This window comes from uncultured Campylobacter sp. (assembly GCF_938045405.1).
Taxonomy (GTDB): Bacteria; Campylobacterota; Campylobacteria; order Campylobacterales; family Campylobacteraceae; genus Campylobacter_B.
The window spans coordinates 1-24373 of the sequence record NZ_CALIMW010000212.1 but is presented as its reverse complement, the minus strand read 5'-3'; the positions used below and the strand labels follow the sequence as shown (position 1 = coordinate 24373).

Annotated in this window: 27 protein-coding genes, 1 tRNA gene and 1 pseudogene; 9 read left to right on the top strand and 20 right to left on the bottom strand. The window is 47.3% G+C overall.

Annotated features, from left to right (window positions below; genetic code table 11):
- Positions 1–555 precede the first annotated feature (555 nt).
- A complete protein-coding gene (locus tag Q0140_RS08865; protein ID WP_005873145.1) occupies positions 556–999 on the bottom strand; it encodes a Dps family protein in 444 nt (147 codons plus the stop codon).
- Between the two features lie 165 nt (positions 1000–1164).
- Between Q0140_RS08865 and Q0140_RS08860 the strand changes: the two genes are divergently transcribed.
- Positions 1165–2085 carry a M23 family metallopeptidase gene (locus Q0140_RS08860; RefSeq protein WP_306528386.1) on the top strand — a complete coding sequence of 307 codons (921 nt, stop codon included), beginning with the start codon at positions 1165–1167 and terminating at the stop codon, positions 2083–2085.
- Positions 2037–2453 (top strand): polymer-forming cytoskeletal protein, encoded by a 417-nt coding sequence (locus Q0140_RS08855; protein ID WP_005873147.1) that lies wholly within the window; start codon positions 2037–2039, stop codon positions 2451–2453. The genes Q0140_RS08860 and Q0140_RS08855 overlap by 49 nt, the downstream gene beginning before the upstream one ends.
- A gap of 266 nt (positions 2454–2719) precedes the next feature.
- On the opposite strand, the gene Q0140_RS08850 is transcribed toward Q0140_RS08855, so the two are convergent.
- Positions 2720–2989: a hypothetical protein gene (locus Q0140_RS08850; protein ID WP_297901721.1), complete on the bottom strand. Its 270-nt coding sequence runs from the start codon at positions 2987–2989 to the stop codon at positions 2720–2722.
- Between the two features lie 398 nt (positions 2990–3387).
- Between Q0140_RS08850 and Q0140_RS08845 the strand changes: the two genes are divergently transcribed.
- Positions 3388–3478, top strand: a tRNA-Ser gene (locus tag Q0140_RS08845).
- Between the two features lie 51 nt (positions 3479–3529).
- On the opposite strand, the gene Q0140_RS08840 is transcribed toward Q0140_RS08845, so the two are convergent.
- The 18 genes and pseudogenes from Q0140_RS08840 to Q0140_RS08755 form a co-directional block, all read right to left on the bottom strand.
- Positions 3530–4159, bottom strand: a complete 630-nt coding sequence (locus tag Q0140_RS08840) for a hypothetical protein (protein ID WP_297963835.1) — start codon at positions 4157–4159, stop codon at positions 3530–3532.
- Positions 4160–4384: 225 nt separating this feature from the next.
- Positions 4385–4555 carry a hypothetical protein gene (locus tag Q0140_RS08835; RefSeq protein WP_297963833.1) on the bottom strand — a complete coding sequence of 57 codons (171 nt, stop codon included), beginning with the start codon at positions 4553–4555 and terminating at the stop codon, positions 4385–4387.
- Entirely contained in the window at positions 4533–5750 is a 1218-nt protein-coding gene (locus Q0140_RS08830; RefSeq protein ID WP_297963831.1) for a 2-hydroxyacyl-CoA dehydratase, read from the bottom strand. Before Q0140_RS08830 ends, Q0140_RS08835 begins: the two co-directional genes overlap by 23 nt.
- Positions 5750–8704 (bottom strand): acyl-CoA dehydratase activase, encoded by a 2955-nt coding sequence (locus Q0140_RS08825; protein ID WP_297963829.1) that lies wholly within the window; start codon positions 8702–8704, stop codon positions 5750–5752. Before Q0140_RS08825 ends, Q0140_RS08830 begins: the two co-directional genes overlap by 1 nt.
- A 294-nt stretch (positions 8705–8998) precedes the next feature.
- Complete coding sequence (gene rplS / locus Q0140_RS08820; protein WP_005873155.1) at positions 8999–9355, bottom strand: 50S ribosomal protein L19; 357 nt, start codon at positions 9353–9355, stop codon at positions 8999–9001.
- Complete coding sequence (trmD, locus tag Q0140_RS08815; RefSeq protein WP_297963826.1) at positions 9352–10053, bottom strand: tRNA (guanosine(37)-N1)-methyltransferase TrmD; 702 nt, start codon at positions 10051–10053, stop codon at positions 9352–9354. Before trmD ends, rplS begins: the two co-directional genes overlap by 4 nt.
- Positions 10050–10580, bottom strand: a complete 531-nt coding sequence (rimM, locus tag Q0140_RS08810) for a ribosome maturation factor RimM (RefSeq protein ID WP_297963824.1) — start codon at positions 10578–10580, stop codon at positions 10050–10052. The genes trmD and rimM overlap by 4 nt, the downstream gene beginning before the upstream one ends.
- Complete coding sequence (locus Q0140_RS08805) at positions 10573–10815, bottom strand: KH domain-containing protein (protein ID WP_005873158.1); 243 nt, start codon at positions 10813–10815, stop codon at positions 10573–10575. Before Q0140_RS08805 ends, rimM begins: the two co-directional genes overlap by 8 nt.
- Before the next feature lies 1 nt (position 10816).
- Positions 10817–11047 carry a 30S ribosomal protein S16 gene (gene rpsP / locus Q0140_RS08800; protein WP_291939688.1) on the bottom strand — a complete coding sequence of 77 codons (231 nt, stop codon included), beginning with the start codon at positions 11045–11047 and terminating at the stop codon, positions 10817–10819.
- A 78-nt stretch (positions 11048–11125) separates the two neighbouring features.
- On the bottom strand, positions 11126–12466 hold the full coding sequence (gene ffh, locus Q0140_RS08795; protein WP_297963822.1) for a signal recognition particle protein: 1341 nt from the start codon (positions 12464–12466) through the stop codon (positions 11126–11128).
- A 66-nt stretch (positions 12467–12532) separates the two neighbouring features.
- On the bottom strand, positions 12533–13282 hold the full coding sequence (locus Q0140_RS08790; RefSeq protein ID WP_297963820.1) for an RluA family pseudouridine synthase: 750 nt from the start codon (positions 13280–13282) through the stop codon (positions 12533–12535).
- On the bottom strand, positions 13282–14670 hold the full coding sequence (locus tag Q0140_RS08785; RefSeq protein ID WP_297963818.1) for a glycosyltransferase N-terminal domain-containing protein: 1389 nt from the start codon (positions 14668–14670) through the stop codon (positions 13282–13284). The genes Q0140_RS08790 and Q0140_RS08785 overlap by 1 nt, the downstream gene beginning before the upstream one ends.
- Positions 14667–15374: a zinc ribbon domain-containing protein gene (locus tag Q0140_RS08780; protein ID WP_177388624.1), complete on the bottom strand. Its 708-nt coding sequence runs from the start codon at positions 15372–15374 to the stop codon at positions 14667–14669. Before Q0140_RS08780 ends, Q0140_RS08785 begins: the two co-directional genes overlap by 4 nt.
- Before the next feature lie 9 nt (positions 15375–15383).
- Positions 15384–16106, bottom strand: coding sequence for a Nif3-like dinuclear metal center hexameric protein (locus Q0140_RS08775; protein WP_297963837.1), 723 nt, complete (start codon positions 16104–16106; stop codon positions 15384–15386).
- A gap of 218 nt (positions 16107–16324) precedes the next feature.
- A pseudogene (glyQ, locus tag Q0140_RS08770) lies at positions 16325–17161 on the bottom strand (glycine--tRNA ligase subunit alpha); the annotation flags it as partial.
- 2 nt (positions 17162–17163) lie between these two features.
- Positions 17164–17664, bottom strand: coding sequence for an effector binding domain-containing protein (locus Q0140_RS08765; protein WP_297963816.1), 501 nt, complete (start codon positions 17662–17664; stop codon positions 17164–17166).
- Between the two features lie 3 nt (positions 17665–17667).
- Positions 17668–18168, bottom strand: a complete 501-nt coding sequence (gene purE, locus Q0140_RS08760; RefSeq protein WP_295153068.1) for a 5-(carboxyamino)imidazole ribonucleotide mutase — start codon at positions 18166–18168, stop codon at positions 17668–17670.
- Positions 18165–19427 (bottom strand): peptidase U32 family protein, encoded by a 1263-nt coding sequence (locus tag Q0140_RS08755; RefSeq protein ID WP_297963814.1) that lies wholly within the window; start codon positions 19425–19427, stop codon positions 18165–18167. The genes purE and Q0140_RS08755 overlap by 4 nt, the downstream gene beginning before the upstream one ends.
- Positions 19428–19498: 71 nt before the next feature.
- Between Q0140_RS08755 and Q0140_RS08750 the strand changes: the two genes are divergently transcribed.
- From Q0140_RS08750 to Q0140_RS12660, 6 genes are all read left to right on the top strand, one after another.
- On the top strand, positions 19499–20287 hold the full coding sequence (locus Q0140_RS08750) for a histidinol-phosphatase (protein ID WP_297963812.1): 789 nt from the start codon (positions 19499–19501) through the stop codon (positions 20285–20287).
- Positions 20288–20470: 183 nt separating this feature from the next.
- Complete coding sequence (gene glnA, locus Q0140_RS08745) at positions 20471–21898, top strand: type I glutamate--ammonia ligase (protein ID WP_297963810.1); 1428 nt, start codon at positions 20471–20473, stop codon at positions 21896–21898.
- 133 nt (positions 21899–22031) lie between these two features.
- Positions 22032–23285: a ComEC/Rec2 family competence protein gene (locus tag Q0140_RS08740; protein ID WP_297963808.1), complete on the top strand. Its 1254-nt coding sequence runs from the start codon at positions 22032–22034 to the stop codon at positions 23283–23285.
- A 79-nt stretch (positions 23286–23364) separates the two neighbouring features.
- Positions 23365–23655 (top strand): YciI family protein, encoded by a 291-nt coding sequence (locus Q0140_RS08735; protein ID WP_297963806.1) that lies wholly within the window; start codon positions 23365–23367, stop codon positions 23653–23655.
- 174 nt (positions 23656–23829) lie between these two features.
- Positions 23830–24111 carry a GNAT family N-acetyltransferase gene (locus Q0140_RS08730; protein WP_297963804.1) on the top strand — a complete coding sequence of 94 codons (282 nt, stop codon included), beginning with the start codon at positions 23830–23832 and terminating at the stop codon, positions 24109–24111.
- 42 nt (positions 24112–24153) lie between these two features.
- Positions 24154–24373 (top strand): GNAT family N-acetyltransferase (locus Q0140_RS12660; protein WP_366112861.1); only part of this gene is annotated, 220 nt, incomplete at its 3' end.

Below are 24373 nucleotides of genomic sequence, written 5' to 3'. Positions count from 1 at the left end.
AGAGAATTTTTAAGACTAGAGCTTAATTCTATAAAAACTAAAATTCCGTGAAATTATAAAATTTTACGGAATTTGCGAAATTCTTTGAAATTTTTAAAATTCCGCTTCATTTATAAACACCGAAGTTTTAAAAATAATCAAAATAGTAAAACTACAAGCTAAAATTTATCATCAGACGCTAAAAAGAAATATAAATATCTTTTAGCAAATGCCACTCTTTAGCTACAAAGCCTTAGCTCTTAGAATTTTTACGGCTATGAAATTTGAAATCGACAAGAAATTTTAACGACACGGCAAAATTTTAAATTAGACCGAGCCTTATAAAAAGAGTTGTGTTTTTACATGGCGAATAAGTTAAATTTCGATGATATGAAATTTAAAACCTACATGAATTTTACTTTTAATGAGCGATTCTACTTCAGTTTTCAAGTAGAATTTAAAATTTTAGCGTGAAAATGTAATTTTAGAATTTTAAAATTTTTTGAAATTTCAATATTAGCTTTAATAGATTTTAGGGGCATGCGCCCCTAAAAATTTTGAAAGGATTTACGAGGATTATTTGCTTAGCATTGAGCTTAGCATCCATAGGCGTTTCTCATAATCGCCATAGTGATCCTGCGCGATGTTTGAAGTAGTATCGTCGCCCTCTTCTTCGGCTACTTCTTGAAGCTTCTTAAATTCTTTTACTAAATACTCATAGGCTTTTTTAACATCCTCAAGTACCTCAGATACGCTATAGCTGTCTTTTACGCTAATCGGAGCGTCTTTTGAAAGCTCAATTAGATCCTTAGCCTTAGTTACGGCCTTGCCACCTATTTGAAGCGCGCGCTCAGCCATATCATCGAAGAGCTCGCCCATCTCGTCGTATGCTTTCTCGGTGTAAGCGTGAACCTGCGCGAATTGTAAGCCCTTAACATTCCAGTGATAATCGTGGAATGCAACAAAGAACGCATGAGCGTCCGCCTGAAGTTTGTTTAGTTGTTTTACTGTTTTTGACATTGTGTCTCCTTTATTTAAAATTGCTGTAATTATAGCAAGATTTTCTTAAATTATAATTATACTAAGTAATAAATTTTATCTTTTAGTGAAATTTTGAAATTAAATAGCTTTTAAATTTATCTACAATTTTTTTGAAATTTCAGCTATGCTGCATTATAATGCCGCATTATGAAAAACAAATTTATGATAACCATAACCGACCTTAACGGCTCTAGGAATTTTTTGCTTTCGCAAATCATCAAAAAGATCGCGTTATATTTGGTACTATTTGTTTTTACCGTTTTCGTCACGGGTGCGCTATATATCAGGTATCTGGGCTCTAAAATCGACAGCCTTTCGCGAACCAAAACCGAGCTTAACGAGCTAAATCAAAAACTTCGCGACGGTATCGCGGCAAGTCAGATGGAATTTGAAGCCATCGAGGGTAAAATTTCGGATTTGGAGCATCAGTTTGGGCTTGATCCTGAGGAGGATGAGCGCGCGATCGACCGCCTATCTCACATCAAACCTACTTCCGAACAAGAGATCAAAGAGCGTGCGCAAAAGATCATCAACGAAAAATTCTCCGACGCGCTGATAAAAGAAATTTTTATGCAGATCCCAAACGGCAGGGTAATGCGCACTCATCAACTCAGCGAGAAATTTGGCTGGCGCAACCATCCCATCTTAAAGCGCAAGCAGTTTCACCCGGGCGTCGATCTGCGCACTCCGCCCAAAACGCCCATCTACGCGCCTGCAGACGGCATCATCCAATACAGCGGCGCTGGCGCTACTGGCTATGGCAATCTAGTCGAGATTCGCCACAACTATGGCTTTACGACACGATATGCGCATTTGGATTCAAATTTAACTCGCAAAGTAGGCGAGTTTGTAAACAAGGGCGATCTTATCGCTTTTAGCGGCAACACCGGGCTTAGCACCGGCCCCCATCTGCATTACGAGATTAGATTTTTGCAGCTGCCACTAGATCCGCTAAATTTCATCAACTGGAACGAAAAAAATTACAAAGAAATTTTTACTAAGGAGGAAGATGTCCCATGGCAATCTTTAATAAAGGCGATGCAAACACCGCTCAAACAACAATAATCTCGTCAGGCACGCTCATCAAAGGAGAGCTACACCTGTCGTGCATTTTGCATATCGATGGCAATGTCGAAGGCGACGTGATCTCCGATAACACCGTCGTCATCGGTAAAAATGGTACCGCGCGCGGCTCGATCAGGGCCAAGCATATCGTAATCAGCGGCAAATTTTTCGGCAATATAGAAGCCGAGCTCGTCGAGCTGCTAGGCGGCGGTGTACTCGTGGGCGACGTGCTATCGCAAAGCTTCGGCATCGAAGTGGGCGCGAAATTTAACGGAAAAAGCGCCGTAAGTGGCGGCGATCAAGCCCTAGTCATCGACGGCAGCGCAAGCGAAGACGTCAAGCTCATCGACAAAGCTCTAGGCGAATAAATCGCGCACATTTGGAATTCTTGGGATTTTAAAGGCTTTGAAACTCGCAAAATTTCGGAATTTAAAAGCCTAAAAAATTCCCATACTTTGAAATTTTTGAATTTGAAATTTTAAAAATTCTGAATATTTTAAAATTTTCTAAATATGGAATTTATACAAAATTTACTGCAAAAAAAACGCAGATTTTAAAATTAAATTTAAAAGCGTAACGAGATCGTTTACAATTTTAACCTCATCGTCGCGCCTGCTTTAAAAATTTGGCGACGTTATTTTTTAGAATCTTTCGAGTTAATCATAAATTTATCAATCAAAATAGCTAGCACTACAAATATAATCACGAATGCGATTACATAGGTAATTTTAAGTTGATCTACTCCTTTCTCAAAAGCGAGAAAATCTACAACAAAAGATGGATTATAAAAATTTCCAAACAGGGAGGCTAGCGTATCGATGCTATTCATATAAAAACCAGCTCCAAAAAAAGCAGCCACAAGTGCAATAATAATACCCATCAACCTTTTAGCGTTAGACGACACGGTAAATCCTTTTAAAAAATGTATTTGAAGATTATACCCCCCCATTAATCTTAGCTTAAATTTCGTGCGATGACGAAGGTAGAAAATTTAAGGATCGGAATTTATGTGCAGAATCTGCGCCAGATTTTACTGGACCACCATAAATTTAAAGAGGATTTTAACGTAAAGTTATAGTAAACTTTGGAATTAAGCTTCAAAAATTTTAGAATTTGCAAGGCAAGCGAATTTATACTTAAAATTTTACTATGATAAATATGAATTCTTTTCATAGCGCCTTTTGACTCGTTATATCTCTTTGTGCCGTCAGCTCAAAATATCCGAGTGGTGATAAATTCTGCGAGCTGAGCTAATTTAAGCCCATTATTAGATTAGTTATGTATAATGCAATTTCTTTTTGTGGACAGATGGGTGAGTGGCCGAAACCACACCCCTGCTAAGGGTGCAGCTTCTAACCGGGGCTCGAGGGTTCAAATCCCTCTCTGTCCGCCACTATTTTAGAATTTAAATCAATAAAATTTCACTTCCGTGATTCAATCGATTTTAGCCGTCTAGGATACTGCCTAAAAGCAGCACCGGCATCATTAGCGGCATTACGATGAGTCCTTGTATATCGGTATCCATTTTCGCATCGCGCTCGCTTTTGATCCCGCTATCGACCGCTATACGCGCGGGATACTCGATCGGCACGCTTAGGCGGTGCGATCTGCGCAGCTCGTCGTGATCTTTTAAGCGCTTAAAATATTTGCCTTCGATCAGATAAGAGTAGCGAAACGTAGAACTATACGCGGGCTCCAGCTGCTCTGGGTCGTCCATCAGCTTAGCCTGCACGGATAGCGGTAGATCGTATTTTACAAGCTCGATTTCATGCTGGATATACGCAGCATCGCTACCCTCGTTATATCTGTCGATCGTGAGCATGCTTACGTTGCGCCTTATCGCGTCTTTATTCAGCGACGCCAGACTTGCGACCTTGGCGCGCACGGCGCTAAGATTCGCATCAAATACATAATCGTAAATCTCACCACTCATACGCAGCTGACCGCCGGACGCCGCGCTCATAGCGATGATATGCTCGCGCCCTTGCATGTAGCCCGGCAAATTCTTACTCGCGCATCCGCTAAAAACTCCACAGCATAGTGCCAAAACCACGCCGCAAATCCAAAATTTCATAAACTTCCTTCGTAAAATTTAAAGACGGATTGTATTAAATTTTGCCTTAATGAGAGTGGAATTTTATGACGTGGCAAAATGGGATTCTGCGCGAAATTTCGCGACGGCGACGCGTAGAATTTCGCGCGGACTTTTATGAAATTCCGATGAGATTTCACAAGAACTGAAGCCGGAATGCGCGGAAGAGGTAAAAGAAGCACAAGAGCGCTATCGAGATTTAAAATTTTAAAATCTCGAGGAAATTTCGCGAAAGGAAGCGAGCCATTTGTGCGTCAAAAATTTAACCGTCATCGCGAGCTTGCTTTTAAATTTTAAAATTTTACGACAGGCTTTAGAATTTAAAATTCCAAAGCCCTTTTTGATATGCGGCGCGCTACTTTCGATTTGCGTTAGCAAGCATCAGCTTTATGCGGTTTTCCTGATTTACTGCGCTTGCGCCCGGGTCGTAGTCGATAGCGGCGATGTTTGCTTGCGGGTAGTTCTGTTTGATCTTTCGGATCATTCCGCGCGCGATGATGTGGTTTGGCAGGCAGCCGAAGGGCTGCGCGCACACGACGTTTTGTATGCCGTGGCGCATAAACTCGACCATCTCCGCCGTCAGCAGCCAACCCTCGCCCATCTTCACGCCGTGACCGATGTAGCCGTCGGCGGCGGCGCGAACCTCGCTAAATGGGCTCGGCGCGCGAAAGCCGAAGCGCTTCATCTGCTTAATCATCATGCGCTGGAAAAATTCCACTACTTTAGCGACCGCAAGCGAGCCGTAATACGCCACGCCACCCTTGCCGTAGAGCTGCTTGTCGTAGACCGCATCGTAGATGCAGGTAAGCACGAAGTCCATCAGCCCCGTATTTACGGGCTCCGCGTTTTCGCGGATGAGATAGGCGTTTAGGCCGTTGTTGCCGATGGGCGAATATTTAAGATAAATTTCGCCCACGATGCCTACCTTCACTCGCGGCTTATCGTCGCGCTCGATTTTAGCGAACTGCGAGAGGATAAATTTGAAATTTTTCTTGAGATTGAAAAACGATCTTTGATCGGTCAAATTTTTGATCCGCTCGGCGCAGAGTTCGTAAATTTCATTCGTTTGGTTTTTGATCTTTTCGTAGGGCTTGCACTGATTATATAGCCCCATCATCAAATCGCCGTAAAATATCGCGGCAAAGAGCTTTAGAAGCGATTTTTTGCCGAGGCTAAATTCATTCTCATCTAGCGAGCCGAAATTTAACGAAATCGCGGGGACGTAACTAAAGCCGCTGTCCTCAAGCGCTTTGCGAAGCAAATTTATGTAGTTGCTCGCTCTGCAGCCGCCGCCCGTTTGGCTAATGAGAAGCGCCACCTTGTGCGTATCGAACTCGCCGCTTTTTAGCGCGTCGATAAACTGCCCGATGACGAGCAGCGCGGGGTAGCACATATCGTTATGCACGCTACGAAGCCCCTCCTCGACGATATTTTGACGATTTTCGCCGAGCAAGACGCTCTTATAGCCCTCGTCGCGCAGCACGCCTTGCATAAAGCGAAAATGCGGATCGATCATCGTGGGGATCAATATCGTGTGGGTCGCTTTCATATCTTTCGTAAATTTAGCAAACATTAGCGCGCATCCTTTCTTGCTTCTTGTTGCGCGCCTTGCCTTTCGCGCTCTATCATAGTCGCTTTTAGGCTACGCAGACGGATATTAACCGCACCTAGGTTCGTAACCTCGTCGATTTTAAGTTGAGTGTAAATTTTACCGTTTTGGCGCAGTATGTCGCGCACCTCGTCGCCCGTGATCGCATCGATCCCACAGCCGAAGCTGACTAACTGCACCAGCTGCATGCGCGGATATTTGCAAACTAGCTGCGCCGCGCTATAAAGCCTGGCGTGATAGGTCCATTGATTTAGCGATTTCGTGCGCACCTGCGTCAAAGGCAGCGAATCCTCGCTAAGAACTACAAATCCTAAGGAATTTAGATAGCGATCGATGCCGTGGTTGATCGTCTTGTCGATATGATACGGACGGCCCGCAAGCACGACGGCGCTAGCACCGCTGCTTTGTACCTCTTTTAGGGTCTCCTCGCCTTTTATTAAAACGGTATTTTTATAGTTTTGCAGCTCCTTAAGGCCTTGCAAGACGGCGTTTTTCACGGCGTCGGAATGAAATTTATACCCGGCGTCCGCAAGCTCAGCCTGCATCGTTTTGCAAAACGAATCTTGCATATTAAGATCCACGTGCGGATAGAGAAATTTTTTCTCCTCCAGCGCACCTACGTTCGCGCGTATCAGTTCGGGATAGTATGCGACTACGGGGCAGTTGTAGCAGTTCTCGCTGATATTTTCATCCAGGCTGTAGCTCATACACGGATAAAAGATAAAATCGACGCTCTTATTTAGCAGATCGTAGATGTGGCCGTGCACGCTTTTAGCCGGGTAGCAGACGGTATCGCTCGGTATACTTTGGCTTGCCAAAAACAGCGTCTCTTTTCGCGGCTTTTGCGACAGCACGACGCTCATGCCTAAATTTTCAAAAAACGCGCTCCAAAATGGGATCATCTCAAACATATTCAAAACAAACGGAATTCCAACCCGCGGCGCATCCTGCTTCGGTGGCTTGCGATATTTTCGCAAAAGCTCGTTTTTAAACTCAAATAAATTCGTAATGTCGTGGCGGATCTCCTTGCCCGCGCCGCGCTCGCACTTATTTCCCGAGACGAATTTAGTATCGCCGAAGTAGCTGATCGTAAGCGGGCATTTGTTCGTACAGAGCTTGCAGACGCTAAATTCGCTGCGATGAGTGAAATTTTCAAGCTCTGCACGACTGATCATATCGGTACGCTCGTTTGCGTTATTTTTGGCAAAAAGCGCCGCGCCGTATGCACCCATAAGCTCGCTGATATCTAGACGGATCACGTCCTTGCCGAGCTCTTTTTCAAACGCGCGCAGCACGGCGTTGTTTAAAAATGTCCCGCCCTGCACTACGATGTTTTGACCCAAATCGTCGGCATTTCGCACGCGGATAACCTTGTAAATCGCATTTTTTATGACGCTAATAGCAAGGCCCGCGCTGATGTCCTCGATCGTAGCGCCGTCCTTTTGAGCCTGCTTAACTGAGGAGTTCATAAAGACCGTGCAGCGGCTACCAAGCTTAGCGGGATGGGTCGCAAAAAGGGCTAAGCTTGCAAAATCTTTAATGTCGTAGCCTAAAGAATTTGAAAAGGTCTGTAAAAACGAGCCGCAGCCCGAGCTACACGCTTCATTTAGCACGATAGAATCAATATTGCCATCTTTAATAGAGAAACACTTGATGTCCTGCCCGCCGATGTCGATGATGAAATCGACCTTTGGATTGAAGTGGCGCGCAGCGCTATAATGCGCGATCGTCTCGACGATACCGTAATCGAAGCGAAAGGCGGTTTTAATGAGATCCTCGCCGTAGCCGGTAACACCGCTACCCTTGATTTTGATGCGGCCTTCGCAAAGATCGTATAACTCCTTAAGACGCGGCAGCAGGATGTCGACCGGATCGCCTTTATTGGAGGAGTAAAATTTATACAGCAGCTCATAGTTTGCGCCCATCAACACGACCTTGATCGTAGTACTGCCGCAATCCACGCCCAAATATGCATCTCCACTGTAGGTGTGGATATCCACCTTAGGCACGCTCGCGCGGGCATGGCGAGCGGTGAACTCGTCAAATTCCGCTCTGTCTTTGAAAAGCGGCGGCTCGGCTTCCAGCGCGGTTCTGTCGGGCTCCTTTTTCAAAAGCGCGATCGTTTCCTCTAAATTTAGAGTCTCGCCCGTATCCTTTGCGTACAGCGCGCTGCCGTAAGCCACGAAATAAGGCGCGATGTCGGGGAAGGTCGCGGTTTCGTCGGTGAGTTTTAGCACCTCTTTAAAGCGCGCCTGAAGGCCTTTTAGGAAAAACAACGGACCGCCTAGAAACAGGATATTGCCCTTAACCTCGCGCCCCTGAGCAAGCCCCGAGATCGTCTGCTCGACGACCGCAGCGTAGATACTAGCGCAAATATCCTCTTTTCTAACGCCCTGATTTAATAACGGCTGAATGTCGCTTTTGGCGAACACGCCGCAGCGTGAGGCGATCGGGTAAATTTTATTAGCTGCAAAGCTTAGACGGTCGAGCTCTGTGATATCCAGATGCAAAAGATTGGTCATCTGATCGATAAATGCGCCTGTACCGCCCGCGCATGAGCCGTTCATACGCTCTTCAAGTCCGCCCGTGAGAAATAAAATTTTAGCATCCTCGCCGCCGAGCTCAATGACGACATCGGTCTTTGGAAACATCCGCTTGACGCCGAGCGAGGTAGCGAAAACCTCTTGGACAAACGGAATTTTACAATTTTTGGCGATACCCATGCCAGCTGAACCCGCTATGGCGACGCTGAATTGCTCGCCTGCATAGGTTTTTTGGATTTGCAAAATTTTATCCAGCACCAGCTCCTTGGGCTTTGCTAAATGCCTCTCGTAGCTCTTGCTTAAAATTTCATATTTTTCGTTTAAAACTACCGTTTTAACAGTGGTTGATCCTACGTCAATGCCTAAAAAAATCACATCTTGCTCTTTACTGAATAAATTTTACTCGGCCGAATTCTCAAATTTAGCGCGAGCTTTCTAAATTAAAATTTGCATTTTATAGTAATATTTTTAAACGCAAATAAAATCAGGATATATTTTATCTTTTTCTATAGAAAAAGGCGATTTTTAGGTAATTCAAAATTAAAAATTTTAATGGAAAAGTTGTAAAATTTTAAATTTAATACGAGTAGATTTTGCGCGAAATTTTTTAAAATCTCGCGCATTATAAAAAGAGCTTCCCTTTGAATTGCGAAGCGTAAATTTAAAAGATTATTTTCGAAGCTCTTTGATTTTAGCCGCTTTACCGCGTCTGTCGCGTAGGTAAAATAGCTTCGCGCGGCGAACGCGTCCTTTTCTTAAAACCTCAATGCTTTCGATACTCTCGCTGTAGATCGGGAAAATTCTCTCCACGCCGACGCTATTTGCGCCAATCTTGCGGATGATAAAAGTCTCGCTGACGCCGTTTCCGCGGCGTGCAATGCAGGTACCTTCAAAATTTTGAATTCTGCTCTTATCGCCCTCTTTAATCCTGATGGCTACCTTTAAGGTGTCGCCGGCACGGAAATCAGGCACACTTTTGCTTGTGATCTGGGCGTCCTCAAACGCTTGAATATATTTATTTTTCATAAATTTCCTTTATTTCTGGCGATTTTTCGGTACATATCCGGGCGGAAGAACCTCGTTTTGCATAGCGCCATTTGATTTTTTAAGCTGCGCATTTTAGCGTGATTACCCTTTAAAAACTCTGAAACTATAGGTAAATTTTCAAAAACATCAGGCTTTGTAAATGCGGGCGCCTCTAAAATTCCGCCTTCAAAGCTTTCTTCGACAAGGGAGCTTTCGTTACCCAAAACACCCTTTATGTTGCGGCTTATAGCATCACACATACAAAGCGCACCGAGCTCACCGCCGGTAAGGATGAAATCGCCGATGCAAAAAATTTCATCTACATATCTTTCGACTATGCGCTCATCAATCCCCTCATAGCGCCCGCAGATAAAGCATAGGCTCTCTTCACTGCTTAGGCGCTTGGCGTCGTTTTGATTAAATTTCTTACCGACGGGCGAGAGGTAGATAAACTTGACGTTTTTAAATTTAGCTCTTGCGTGTTCGATCGCCCCGGCAAGCGGCTCCGTGCCGATCAAAAGCCCCGCACCGCCGCCGATCATATAATCATCTACCTTTTTATACCGATTTGCCGTGAAATTTCTCGGGTTAAAAAAATGCGTCGAGATTATTTTCTTATCGACCGCGCGCTTTAAAATCGAGTCCTCAAAATACGGCGCGATGAGATTTTCAAACAGCGAAACGAAGATAAAATTCATGAGTTTTCCAAAATCGCGCGCGCATTTTGCGTAAAAATTTTACGTTCGCTAAGCGAAATTTCTTTCACATAGGCATCCACGTAGGGGATGAAAAATTCTTTCGGCAAAGCCTGCGAGATTAAGCTTTCATCCGTTTCTACCTCAAAAAGATAGCCGCTTCCGATCTGCGATATGTCCCTTACGCGCCCCAAAACCGCGCCGTCTTCGTAAATTTCAAGCCCGATGATATCGAAGTAAAAGAACTCGCCCTTTTGCAATTTGCAAAATTTCCGCGTGTCCTCTTTGCTTCGGTAAAGGATTTGGTTAGTTAAATTTGCCGCCGTTTCTACGCTTTCGTAATTTTTAAAAATAGCGCTAGAATTTGCGCCGCTAAAGGATAGAATTTCTAAAATTTCGCCGTTTCGCAGATAAAATTTGGCGCCTTTTTTAAACTGAGAGGGGAAGTCGCTGCGATCAAAAATTTTAACCGCGCCCTTTAGACCGATAGTCCGACCGAGCTTCGCGACCTCTAAAAGATCATCAGGCATCTTTGGCTTTGACGGTAATTTTATAATTGATCGGATCTTTTGCTTTATAGCCGATGATAACGGTCTTTATGGCGTTTATCATTTTGCCGTCCTTGCCGATGAGTTTGCCGGTATCGGCCTTGTCGGCATAGACGATGATCTCGGTAAAGTTCTCACCGACCCGCTTTTGCGTAGAGACGGACTGCGGATAGTCGGCGATCAACTTTGCGTATTCTTTTATAAAATTTTCTACCATTTTATTTGCTTGTGATTTGAGCGACCCTATCGCTTAACTTCGCGCCTACGCTCTTCCAATATGCCAAACGCTCCGCGTCAAATTTGATATTATCGCTCTGTTTTAACGGGTTATAAAAGCCGATCGTCTCGATAAAGCCGCCGTCGCGTCTTTTCCTGCTATCTGTTACCACGATGCGGTAAAAAGGCTGCTTCTTTCTTCCGATTCTTGTAAGCCTAACAACTGTTGCCATTTTTTCTCCTTAAATTTTTGTAAGTTTTAGAACTTGCAGATGGCTAAAACTTAAACATCTGCAAACTCTACCGAGAGGCTATCTCGGTAAATTTTGCCTTTGAGCGATTGAGGCAAGCCCCTGCATGCCGCCCTTGCCCGAAAATTTTTTCGCAAGCTTCGAAGCGCCCGCAAACTGCTTTAAGAAGCGGTTTACTTCCACCTGCGAAAGCCCTGCGCCAGCAGCAAGTCTGCGCTTGCGCGAATTATTTAGCAGATCGGGGTTTTCGCGCTCTTTCGGCGTCATAGAGCTGATCATCGCTTTGATATGAAGTATCTCTTTTGAGTTTTCCAAATCGATATCTTTTATCTTATTCGCCATGCCGGAAAGTCCCGGGATCATGCCGATTAAATTTTTCATATTGCCGAGCTTTTTCACGCTTTCGAGCTGATTTACGAAATCGTTGAAATTAAACTCGCCCTTTTTGATCTTTTTGTTCAAAGCTTTAGCTTCTCTTTCGTCAAAAACGGCGCTTGTTTTCTCGGCCAGCGTCGCTAAATCGCCCTCGCCCATAATCCGGCCGGTGATTCTATCGGGTATAAAGCCCTCCAGATCGGCCACCTTCTCGCCGGTTCCGATAAAGCGAAGCGGGATGCCCAGCTGCTGCGCGATACCAAGAGCTACGCCGCCTTTGGTATCTGCGTCAAATTTGCTTAAGATCACGCCCGTAAGGCCTAAAATTTCATCAAATTTAGCGGCCGTTTTAATGCCGTCTTGACCGCTCATAGCGTCCGCCACGTAAAAAATTTCATGCGGATTTAGAGTTTTTTTCATCTCCGCAAGCTGCGCCATCAGCGCCTCATCAATCGCAAGACGTCCCGCCGTATCTACGAGCAGTACGTCATAAAGCCCGCTTTTAGCCTTGCTTAGCGCTTTTTCGGCAACCTTTAGCGGATCGCTCTCGCCCTCGATGAAAAACAGCTCGATCTCATTCGCCTCGCACAGCTGACGGAGCTGCTCGACCGCGGCTAGGCGCTGCAAGTCGCACGCTGCGACCAAGACCTTTTTTTTACGAAGTTTCAGATAGTTCGCGAGTTTTATCGTGCTTGTAGATTTTCCGCTTCCTTGAAGTCCCGTCATCAAAGCTACCGTAGGAGGCGTGCTAGCGAATACAAATCCCTGGCTGCTGCCTCTAGGCGCCGTTAAAATTTTAGTCAAATTTGTCTTGATGGACTGCAAAAACGGCTTCTGTCCTATCGTACCGATACGAAGATCGGCTTCGACAAGCGCCAAAAAATCCTTTACGACTTTGTGGTGCACGTCGGCCTTTAAAAGCGCCTTTTTTAGCGTCTCCAAGGCGTTTTTTAAAGCTTTTTCGTCATCGATTGTTTTTAATTTATTGACCGCGTTTTTAAACGACTCGCTTATGATCTCAAACACTTTGATCCCTTATAAAATTTTTAAACTTGCGATGTTACCTAAAATTAACTTAAAAGCCATTGAATATCAGAGCTCTTTAGGAATTTCAAAGCCGAATTCGTTGAAGCTTTTACCCGGCGGAGCTTTAAATTTTAGCCCCAAAATTTCGGTCTCATATGAGTGCAGAAACATCCGCTTCGCACGGCTTTTAGCGTATTTTTCATCGCCTATTACGCCGAATCCCGCATTTGCCAGATGCACGCGGATCTGATGCGTCCTGCCAGTCTCGATCCGCACCTTTACGAGCGATTTTTTACCGCTTACCATAAGCGGATAAACCTCGCTAAATGCGCTCTTGCCGTTTGACGAAATTTTAGAAAACGCGCCGCTTCGGGTCTTTATCGTCAAAATCGGCTCGTTAAATTTCATCTCTTCGCTCACGATCCCTTTTACGATCGCGATGTAGCTTTTCTTCACGCGCAAATTTTTAAACTCCGCAATCGCCGCTTCGCGAAATTCCTCGTTTTTATACAGCAGCACGACGCCGCTAGTCTCCTTATCCAGGCGGTTTAGAAGGCCGAATTTATAGATTTTTTCCAAATTTTCGCTGCTCATAAAGGGCGGCTTATTGACCGCCAAAACGTTCTCATCCTCGTAAATGATCGCGGGTTTTGCGGGCTTCATCACGCTAAATTTAGTATTTTCGCCGAGCATCTCGCGCGCTAGAGCGATCTTTGCGCCGCGCGCGCTCACAAGCCCCGCGTCGATGAGAGCTTTAGCTTCATTGTGCGAGATATTTTCCTGCGCCGCCAGCAGTTTGTAGGCTTTTTCTTGCATTAAATTCTTTCCTTGATTAAATTTTCTATCTCTTGCAGATCGCAAATTTTATCTATCCGCGTGCCCTTTAGCGGCTCTTTTAAAGCGTTTGAAATTTCGTTCGCCTCGCACAGGGCAATATTTTGTACGAGCGCGTACAGCGCCTTTTGATTATGAAAAAATCGCCCGCTGATGATCGGCACACCGAAGCTCGCCGCCTCGATCGGGCTATGTCCGCCGATATTGCGCAAAAAACTGCCGCCCAAGATCACGACGTTTGAAATTTTATAAAAGTTCGCTAGCTCGCCGAAGGCATCGAGCAAGATAAAATCGCTTTCAAGCCCTGCGCCGTCGCTAAATCTCTCAAAGCTAAGCTCGTGCTCATGCGCCCAAGCCTTGCAAATTTCACGTACCTTTTCGAAGCGCTCCGGATGCCTCGGCGCCAGGATAATTTTTAGCTTTTGCGGCGCGGCAGTCGAAGCCACCGTATTCGGTGCGACAGAATTTAAAGACGCGCCGTTTAAAGGCGTCGTATTCGGCGCGGCGGACGAAGCGTCGCTTAAGCTCGCCGCATCCAAAGAAGTTGCGTTTAAATTTAGTGCTTCGGTCGAGCCCGTCTCGCTGTGAAGCTCGGCCGCAGGCAAGTCCGTCTCGCCGCGGATACTCGCTGCGCGCTGGTATTTTTCGGGCATATTTTGCGAGCTGCAAAATTTTATAAAATCGTTTAAATTCGATAAAATAAGCTCCTCTTCACCCTCGTGGGTGTTTGAGATCGTAAGCACGAAGCTATTTGCGGACGCGGCGGAATAGTCCTTCGTCGCAACGGCGATATTCGCGCTTTTCACGTTGCCAGCGACCTTTATATTTTTTGCGCCGAGCTCCCGCAGCCGCGCCGCATCAAGCTCGCTTTGCGCAAGCACCAGATCGATATTTTCAAACACTTTGCGATAATAAAGCTTAAAGCGCAGATAGCTCGCGTACGAGCGATCGCTTATGCGCGCGTTTAGCAGGATCACGTAGCTTCCGCGCGATTTAGCGGAACGGATCAAATTTAGCCACAGCTCCGCTTCAAAAATCACCAGCACGCGGCTGCCCGTAAGCCAAAACGGAAGCCAGTTTTCAAACGGCAGGTAGCGAGAGTTCGGCGTGAGAGAGCGCGCCGCATTAAAGCCCGTCTGCGTGGTCGTGCTAAGCGCGACGCTCTCAAATTTAGAAATTAGGGGCGCAAGAGCGTTTACCTCGCCCAAGCTGCAAGCGTGAAAATGCACCGCAGCGGGGCTAAATTTAGGGTTTTTGTATAGAAAAAATCGCGCCTTCAGGCTCGTGCGGTATTTTTTTTTAAAGCTTAGGATAAAAATAAAAGGCGCAGCTGCAAGCCACGCCAAAAACGCCAAGGCGGTGTAGATCACTCGGCTTCTTTATATAAAATTCTGCCGCAATACGGGCAGGTTACGATGTCGTCGCTTTTGATGACCGCGGAATAGGTCTTGTCGCTTATGCGCATAAAGCAGCCGTAGCAGGCCTGTTTGCGCACCGGCGAGACCGCCGTGTTGCCCGCCCATTTGCGGATCTTTTCGTAGAATGAGACGGTTTTTGGGTTCATCGCCTGCATTAGCTTATCGCGCTTGGCGTAGATCGCGCCGCGAGCGACCTCGACCTCGCCCATCTCGGCGCTTACCTGCTCCTGCAAGCTTTTTAGCTCGGCTTCAAACGCCTCTTGCTTTTCGCTCTGCTCTTTTACGAGCGCTTCCTTTGCGGCTACGATCTTTTCCAGCCTTTCGATCTCCTCGTTTGTGGCCTCGAGTTGCTCTTTTGCGATGTCCTCTTCGACGCTAAGGGCCTTGATCTCCTTTTCGGTCTTTGCCGCGCCGCTTTTTTTACCCGTGCTTTTTAGTTTGGACGAAAATGCGCTAAGTTGCGCGTTTGCTTGTAAAATTTGAGATTTTAGCTCGGCGATCTCCGCATTTAGAGTTTCGATCTGTTCTTTTGCGCCGTTTATTTCAGTGCTTTTTTTACTCAGCTTCTCCTGTGCGGCCTCGATTTTAGGCTTAAATCCGTCCAGCTGCTTATCGAATTCGCAAAGCTCTACCAATTGGCTTAAATATTTGTTCATCTTTTTCCTTTAATAATACGTAAATGGATTTTTTTGCTCGCTTATTATAACTTCAATTTCGCTTTTTTGCAAGAAAGGTGCGAGCGCGCGCCCAAAATAGCGCTCACTTTCAAAATGATTTATATCAATTAAACTCACGCCGTTTTCTAAATTTTGAAGCGCCGCGTGATATTTTATATCGCCCGTGATGAAGCAATCCACGCCCAAGCTTTGATTTAGTTCGCTTCCGCTGCCGGTGCAAAGCGCGATATTTTGGATAAAATTTTTCGTCTTTACGGCGCGCAGATGCTCGATGCCAAGCTTGCGCTTTATCTGTGCGCACAGCTGCTCAAAGCTCAAATCCGCGCGCATGAAAACCAAAAATTCCCGCTCATCCGTAATTTCAAATTTTAAAATTTCGCGCGCTACGAATCCGTTTAAAACGTGCTTGTCAAAGTTCGTGTGCATCGCGATGAGAGAGATGTTTTTGCGGATCATCTCATAGATCAAATTTGCAGGATATAGCCGCGGATCGAGCGATTTTAGCGGGCTGAAAATCAGCGGGTGGTGCACCACGAAAAGCGAGCCCGCCTCAGCCTCGCGTACCAGCTCGCTAGTAGCGTCGAGGCTTAGATAGATTTTTGAAATTTCATCATCCAAGTTTCCGAGCATTAGCCCGCTATTATCCCACGCCTCTGCGTCGCAAAAGGGCGCGGCGGCGTTTAAAATTTCATAAATTTCGCCCGTTTTCATAAATTTCACTTTTTGCTTTTATCCGCTTTGTCCGCGGTGTTTTTCTTGCCGTGGGCGTTTTTTAAATTTGCGCCTGCCGAGTTTGCGGGCGCCGGGACAGCCCCTTTAACGCCGCACTTCTCGCTCTTTTCCCTCTCATTTGCTGCGCCGCCGTCTTTGCCGCTTTTTTTATCGCTGTACGCCGCGGTGTCCAGCTCCGCGACATATTTTTTCGGATCTGCATAGCAAAGCGCACAGTTTTTGGCAAGATCGCGGATCTTTAAAATATAATCCTGCCTCTGCGTGACCGAGATCGCTCCGCGCGCGTCAAGGACGTTGAACGTGTGCGCCGCAAGCATGCAGTAATCATACGCAGGAAGCGCCAGGCCGTGCTTTAGGATGCTTTTGCACTCGCCGAAGCAGTTTTCAAACTGATTAAAAAGCATCGCGGTGTCCGCGAGCTCGAAGTTGTATTTGCTAAACTCAAATTCGCCCCTTTTATGCACGTCGCCGTAGGTTACTAGCCCCGCCTTATCGTCCCAGACGATGTCGTAAACGTCGTCTTTGTTTTGCAGATACATCGCCAAGCGCTCAAGCCCGTAGGTGATCTCGCCGCTTATGAGCTCGCACGTGATGCCGCCTACCTGCTGAAAATATGTAAACTGCGTCACCTCCATGCCGTCTAGCCAAACCTCCCAGCCAAGCCCCCAGGCCCCTAGCGTCGGGCTCTCCCAGTTGTCTTCTACGAAGCGTATATCGTGGCTTTTAAGATCTAGCCCGAGCTTCTCTAGGCTTTTTAGATAGAGCTCTTGGATATTATCCGGGCTCGGTTTTAAGATCACCTGAAACTGATAATACGCGCCCAAGCGATTTGGGTTTTCGCCGTAGCGCCCGTCTGTGGGGCGACGCGAGGGTGCTACGTATGCCGCGCGCCAAGGTTTGCTTCCTAGACTGCGCAAAAAGGTGGCCTGATGATAGGTGCCCGCGCCCGCGGGCATATCGTAGGGCTGAACGAGCAAGCAGCCCTGCTCGTGCCAGTAGTTTTGAAGCGTCAAAATAATCTGTGAAAACGTCATTTTTATCCTTTTATCGATATGTAAATTTCAATTTTATCTTCCGAGTGCTTTTCAAAGTCTATTTTAAAGGCTCTTTGAAGCTTCGAACTTTCAAAAAATTTCCAAATTTCAGCCGAGCATTCGCCAGTTCTCGTAGGCTCGTTCGCAAAATCAAAAACCGCGTAATCGCCCGCTTCGATACGTAATTTATCGCAGGTTTCATCGTGCTCATTTTTACAGCACTGATTTGCGGATTTGCAAGCTTCGTCGTGGCTTTCTTTATGGTGCTGTTCCTTCGAGCAAGTACCTATTAGCACGGAGTATTCGCCCTGTGCGCCGTTTTCGTAGTCGTAATATGCGGCGTAAATTTCACTTTTCGCAGCGCTGCTTCTGCTAGCGTTAAATTTTAAAAACTCGCCCCACAAATTTGCGATCGCCCCTCGCCCGCTAATCTCATCCGCGTTATTCGTGCGAGTCTTTAAGCCGCAAATTTCAAAGCTCTCGCGCAATTTTAAAATTTTCAAAGCCTAGCCCTCAAGCAGCACTTCAATCTGCTCGGAGTCCTTTTTTAGCGCCTCCGCTTTTGCGGCGCGATCCGCCTTTAGCTTCGAGCTTAGCACCTCGTCGCTTAAAGCTAAAATTTGCACCGCCAGATACGCCGCGTTTTTTGCACCCGCCTTGCCGATCGCAAGCGTCGCGACGGGGATACCCGCAGGCATCTGCACGGTCGAATACAGCGCATCTACGCCGCTAAGCGCGCTGCCGCCGAGCGGGACGCCCAGCACCGGCTTGGTCGTATTCGCAGCGACCGCGCCCGCAAGATGCGCCGCCATGCCCGCCGCGCAGATGAAAACCTGCGCGCCCTTTTTCTCGGCGTCCGCGACGTATTTAGCCGTGCGGGCGGGGCTTCGGTGTGCCGAAGATACGATCATCTCGTACGGCGCGCCGAATTCGTTTAAAATTTTAGCCGCCTCGTAAACGACCTCGTAATCGCTCTTTGAGCCCATTATTATAGAAACAAATTTCATTCCATCTCCTTTCTTAAAAAGCAAAACTCCGCGAGCTTCGCGGGCAGCTTAATCTCATTTAGATTGCCGCTGTGAATCTCGCCAAATTCCTTACCGCTGCGGCTTTGCAGCCTCTTAAATTTTAAATACGGCTTGCCGTCAAGCTCAAAAATTTCGCCGATCTCATTATCGCAAGCGCAAATTTCAAAGCCGCGCGGAGCGAAAATTTCATACGAAACGCCTGGCAAAATTTTATCTTTGACGCTTATAAACTCGCCGTCCTGCGAGATCGCGCAGACCTGATGCGTGCCAAGCTCGATGCTGCGGTCTAAATTTTGCGTATCCTCTCGCTCGTACGGGCGCTTTATCAAATATCCGTCGCTAAAGCCGCGGTTTTTAAGCGTCGCAATCTCGCGCTCGTAAACACGGGCCTCAAATTTATCGCTCGCGGCATCGTCGATCGCCGCGCGGTAGGCATTCGTGGCGCATGCGACGTAGTATTCGCTCTTGGTGCGCCCTTCGATTTTGAAGCTGTCGATCGCGCCCGTTTGCATGATCTTTTGCACGTGCGAAATGAGGCTAAGATCCTTCGCATTCATTACGAAAGTGCCCTCCCCTTCGCGCTCTTGCAAGCGGAAAAGCGCGCTGGTTTCGGGATTTTTCGCATAAAGCTCGTAGTTAAATCTACAGTCGTTCGCGCAGCTTCCGCGGTTGCTGAAGCGCCCGCTTTGCACCGCGCTAACAAGACAGCGTCCGCTATATGCGAAACACATCGAGCCGTGCACGAAAATTTCGATCTGCAGATTTGGAATTTTATCCTTGATCTCCACGGCGTCTTTGAGCGTCATCTCACGCGCCGCGACGATGCGAACGGCGCCCAACTCCGCCCAAACCTGCGCATCCAGATAATTTAGCACGTTAGCTTGGGTGGAGACGTGGATCGGAATCTCAGGCGCTACGGCTCGCGCAAGGTTTGCGACGCCTAAAGTGGCGATTAAAATTCCATCCACGCGCAAATCGCGAAGAAATTCCAAATGCCTTTCGATGTTTCCTAGCTGGCCGTTGGTCGCAAAGCCGTTTACGGTCGCATATAGCTTCTTACCGCGCTCGTGCGCGTACGCGACGCCCTGCGCGAAGCTTTCCTTGCTAAATTCCTTCGCGCTTCGCTGGCGCAGCGAAAATGAGCCCGTGCTTGCATACACGGCGTCCGCGCCGTAAGCCAGGGCGATTTTTAGTTTCGTTAAATTCCCAGCAGGAGCTAAGAGTTCGGGTTTTTTCAAATACATTCCTAGTGATTTTTTAAGCGCGATTTTACTACAATTTAGCCAAAATTTTATTTAAGGAGCAGTTGATGCGAGCCGATCTACACAACCACACCTATCTTTGCAACCACGCTAACGGCGAGCCGCGACAGTATTTGGAAGCGGCGATCGCACGAGGCATAGAAATTTTCGGCTTTGCGGATCACGCGCCGATGAACTTCGATCAAAAATACCGAATGAGCTTCGAGCAGATGGAGCTTTACGAGCGGATGATTAGGGATCTGCGAGATGAGTTTAGCGAGCGGATCGACGTGCGGCTGGGATACGAGGTCGATTTTATGACGAAACGGGAGCTAATGGATGAGCGGATTTTCGCGCGCGAGGTTGATTATCTCATCGGCTCGGTGCATTTTTTAAACAACTGGGGCTTTGATAACGAGGAATTTTTAGATCAGTGGAGCGGGCGCGAAATAGACGACGTTTATCGCGAATACTTTGCGCTGATCTGCGCGCTGTGCAAAAGCGGCAAATTCGACATTTTAGGGCACATGGATCTGATTAAAATTTTTAAATTTACTCCGAAAAAAGATATCAGAGTTTTAGCGGGCGGCGCGATAAACGCGATCAAAAAAAGCGGCATCGTCGTGGAGCTAAACTCCGCGGGGCTTCGCAAGCCCGCGAATGAAATTTATCCAAGCGACGCGCTCTTGCAGATGCTCGCGGATGCGGACGTGCCGATCACGCTTAGCTCGGACGCGCACTCGGTAGCTCAAGTGGCGCTAAATTACGATAAAATTTACGCCAAAGCGCGCGAGTTCGGCTACGAGCGGATCGCCGTTTTCAAAAATCGCGAGCGGCAGTTTGTAAGTCTGGCGTAAATTTACGGCGGCCGACTTTAAATTTAAAAAGGCGCGGCGGCGAGAAATTTTAAAATTTTCGGCGGTGCAAAATTTTAAAAATCGCGGCGCGCAAAACGGCGCAGATAAAGTCGAATTTCAACTAAATAATGTTAAAATCCGTTGTTAAATTTAGCCCGAATACGGGCGGAAAAAAGGAAAAATATGGGAAAATTTGTTAATGACGTGAAGGAATTTTTTAAATTTTGCGATGAAAACGAGGTCGAGTTCGTGGATTTTAGATTTACCGATCTAAAGGGTACCTGGCACCACGTCGCTTACAACTACAAGCGCCTGCCGAAGGACTTCGCCGACGGAATTCCGTTCGACGCGAGCTCGGTAGCGGCGTGGCAGCCGATCGATAAATCCGATATGATGCTAAAGCCCGACGTGCAAACGGCGTTTTTGGATCCATTCACCGCTGACGTGACGATCATCGTCATCTGCGACGTTTACGACATCTACAAAAACGAGCTTTACGAAAAATGCCCGCGCTCTATCGCTAAAAAAGCCGAGCAGTTTCTGCAAACCACGGGTCTTGGAGATACCTGCTACTTCGGACCGGAGAATGAGTTTTTCGTTTTCGACGACGTAAAGATCATCGACGATATGAACTGCGCGATGTTTAAGGTGGATACCGAAGAGGGGCATTGGAACAGCGGCAAAAACTACAAAGACGGCTTTAATAGCGGTCACCGCCCGGGCGTAAAGGGCGGCTACTTCCCCGTCCAGCCCGTCGATTCGATGGTCGATCTGCGCGCCGAGATGCTAAAGGTACTTGAGCAGATCGGGCTTGAGACCTTCATCTGCCACCACGAAGTAGCGCAAGGACAGGGTGAGATCGGCGTTAAATACGGCACCCTCGTCGAAGCCGCCGACAATGTGCAAAAATACAAATACGTCGTAAAGATGGTCGCGCACCTAAACGGCAAGACCGCGACCTTTATGCCAAAGCCGCTCTACGGCGATAACGGCAGCGGAATGCACGTGCACCAATCGATCTGGAAAAAGGGCAAAAATATCTTTTACAAAAAGGGCAACTACGCAAATTTAAGCGACGCGGCGAGGTGGTACATCGGCGGCGTGCTAAAGCATGCGCGCAGCGTCGCGGCGTTTACGAACCCGAGTACCAACAGCTACAAGCGCCTGATCCCGGGCTTTGAGGCGCCGTCCATTCTAACTTATTCGAGCCAAAACCGCTCCGCTTCGATCCGTATCCCTTACGGCAGCGGCGAGAACTCCGTGCGTGCAGAGATGCGCTTCCCCGATAGCACGGCGTGCCCGTATTTGGCGTTCGCGGCGATGCTGATGGCGGGAATCGACGGCATCAAAAACAAAACCGAGCCGGTGGGGCCGATGGATGAGAATTTATTCAAACTGCACCTAGACGAGATCCGCGAGCGCGGCATCGAACAGCTTCCGCACACGCTTCGCGGCAGCCTAGAGGCGGTGATCCGCGACAACGAGTATCTGCGCCCGATAATGAGCGAGCTTTTTATCGAGACCTATCAGCATTTTAAATTTGAAACGCAGGTTTGGCCTTACGAGGCGCGCCCTACGCCGTTTGAGTTTGCTACGAATTATTCGTGCTAAGACCAAATTTATGCCGCGCCGCCCGGTTTTTACGAGACGGTGCGGCATAGAGCCTTGGAATTTTAGAATTTTGCCGCGCGCGAGCTTTTAAAATTCCGTCGCACGAACTTAAATACCGCTCAGATCCCGACCCGTGAAGCTTCAACTCTTTTATCGCAAACGTGAAATTTTATACTTTCTGCTCATTTTGCTTGGAATTTTATCGCTAAATTTAGGTCTTAAATTTTATGAATTCAGAGAATTTCGCGCGAAAAACTACGCTTTTTACGACGCGCAAATTCTAAACGCCTACGCCAAAACCAACGAGCGCGGCCGCACCTACACGGTGCTAAAGCTCAAAACGGCGGATTTCACCCTCTACACGACTACCGGGCTCGGGCGGGAATTTCACCGCTTCGCGCGCGTAAATATCGGCATCGTAACCAAAAACGTAAAATTTTTGGATTTTTTAAAGCAGCGCTTTTACGCGCCAAATTTTAAAATTTCAGCTGAGACCGCACCTTCTGGGGCAAAATGGCGCGCGATAAGCTTCGTTCGCGCCCAACACGAAGATGAGATGACGGCGGATCTTTACTCCGCGCTGTATTTTGCGACCGAAATTTCAAAACCGCTGCGCGCTAGCGTGACGAACTGGGGCATAGCGCACATCATCTCGATCAGCGGCTTTCATCTGGGCATTATCTTTAGCACGGTCTTTCTGCTTGCAATGCCGATCTACCGCTATTTTCAGGATCGCTACTTTCCGTACCGCAGCGCGAGGCGCGATCTTAGCGTCTTTGTGATCGTGCTGATGAGCGGATATCTCTTCGTGCTTGATTTTACGCCGAGCTTTCTGCGCTCGCTTGCGATGTGCTGCGTGGGGTTTTACCTCGCGATGCGAAATTTCTACGTACTTAAATTTACGAACCTCTTCCTAACGATCGTGCTTCTGCTTGCATTTTTCCCGCACCTAGCTTTTTCGATCGGATTTTACTTCTCCTGCCTCGGCGTGCTGTATATTTTCCTCTACCTGCACCACTTCGCGCCCAAATTTAAGCTCTGGCAGAACGTCATACTTTTTAACCTCTACGTTTGGCTCAGCATGAACGTAGAGGTCTATTATTTCTTCCCGACCACTTCGCTGCAGCAGCTTAGCGTCATGCCGCTAGGATACGTGTTCGTGATCTTTTATCCGCTAAGCATATTTTTGCATCTATTCGGGCTTGGCGGCGCGCTCGATACGCCGCTGCTTGCGTTTTTAAACTTTGCTCTGCCGAGCTTTCAGGCACAAATTCCGCCGCTTCTTTTCGCACTTGCAAACATCTGCGCGCTTGCTGCGATAAAGCTTCGCTACGCAGCGCTTGGCTGCGCGATAATCGGAATGTCGCCGATATTTTTTATAACGTAGCGCGCGAAAATTCCAGCGGGAATTTTATCCGTTGGAATTTTATGCTAAAATCGCGCTTCAAATCTCACAAAGGATCAAAATGTTTATTGCAAACCTCACCTACGTTAAAGAAATTAGCGAAATCGATCGCTTCATCAACGAGCACAACGCGTTTTTAGACCGATTTTATGCGGCAAATAAATTTATCTGCTCGGGGCGCAAAGTCCCTCGCACCGGCGGCATCATCTTAATCAACGCCAAAGACCGCGCGGAGCTTGATGAGATCATCGCGCAAGATCCGTTCTTCCAAAACGGCGTCGCAAAATACGAGATCATAGAATTTACGCCGACGAAATTTGCGCCCGAGTTTTGGCGACTTTTCGGCGAATAGAGGGCTTGCGCGGGTTAAATTTTAAAATTTACGCGCTCAAACACGCCTCTGAAATTTAGCCGTTTTGCGCGTGAGATAAAATTCCCGCTAAATTTAAAAGCTGGTCGCGGCGGTAAATTTAGATAAGCTTAAAACTGAAATTATGCAAAAACGGCTAAATTTAAAGGAGATTTTATGCGGATAAAACTGCGGCTCGCAACGCCACAAGATGCGGAGGCACTGCTTGAAATTTACGCGCCTTACGTAAAGCAAACGGCGATCAGCTTCGAATACGACGTGCCCGGCGCCGCGGAATTTGCGGGGCAAATCGAGCAGACGCTGCAAAGATACCACTATCTGCTCGCTTACGTAAGCGACGAGGCGGCAGGCGCAAACGATGAGCGAGATGAAAATTTTAAAATTTCCGCAAGCGCGGCTGGCGCAGAGAGTGAAATTTCGCCCGCAGACGAAGCGTGAGATCGCACAAGCGCCGCGACGAAACGAAACGGTGCAAATTTAATCGTCGCTGCAAAACAAAGCGGCGCAAATTTAAAACCGGGCCAAATCCTCGGCTACGCCTACGCTTCGGCTTTCAAAGAGCGAGCGGCATATGATTGGTCGACGGAAAGCTCCGTTTATGTATCGCAAAACGCGCACGCTTTTGGTATCGGCAGGCTGCTCTACGAAGCGCTAGAGCGCACGCTCAGAGCTCAAAACATCGCAAACATGAACGCTTGCA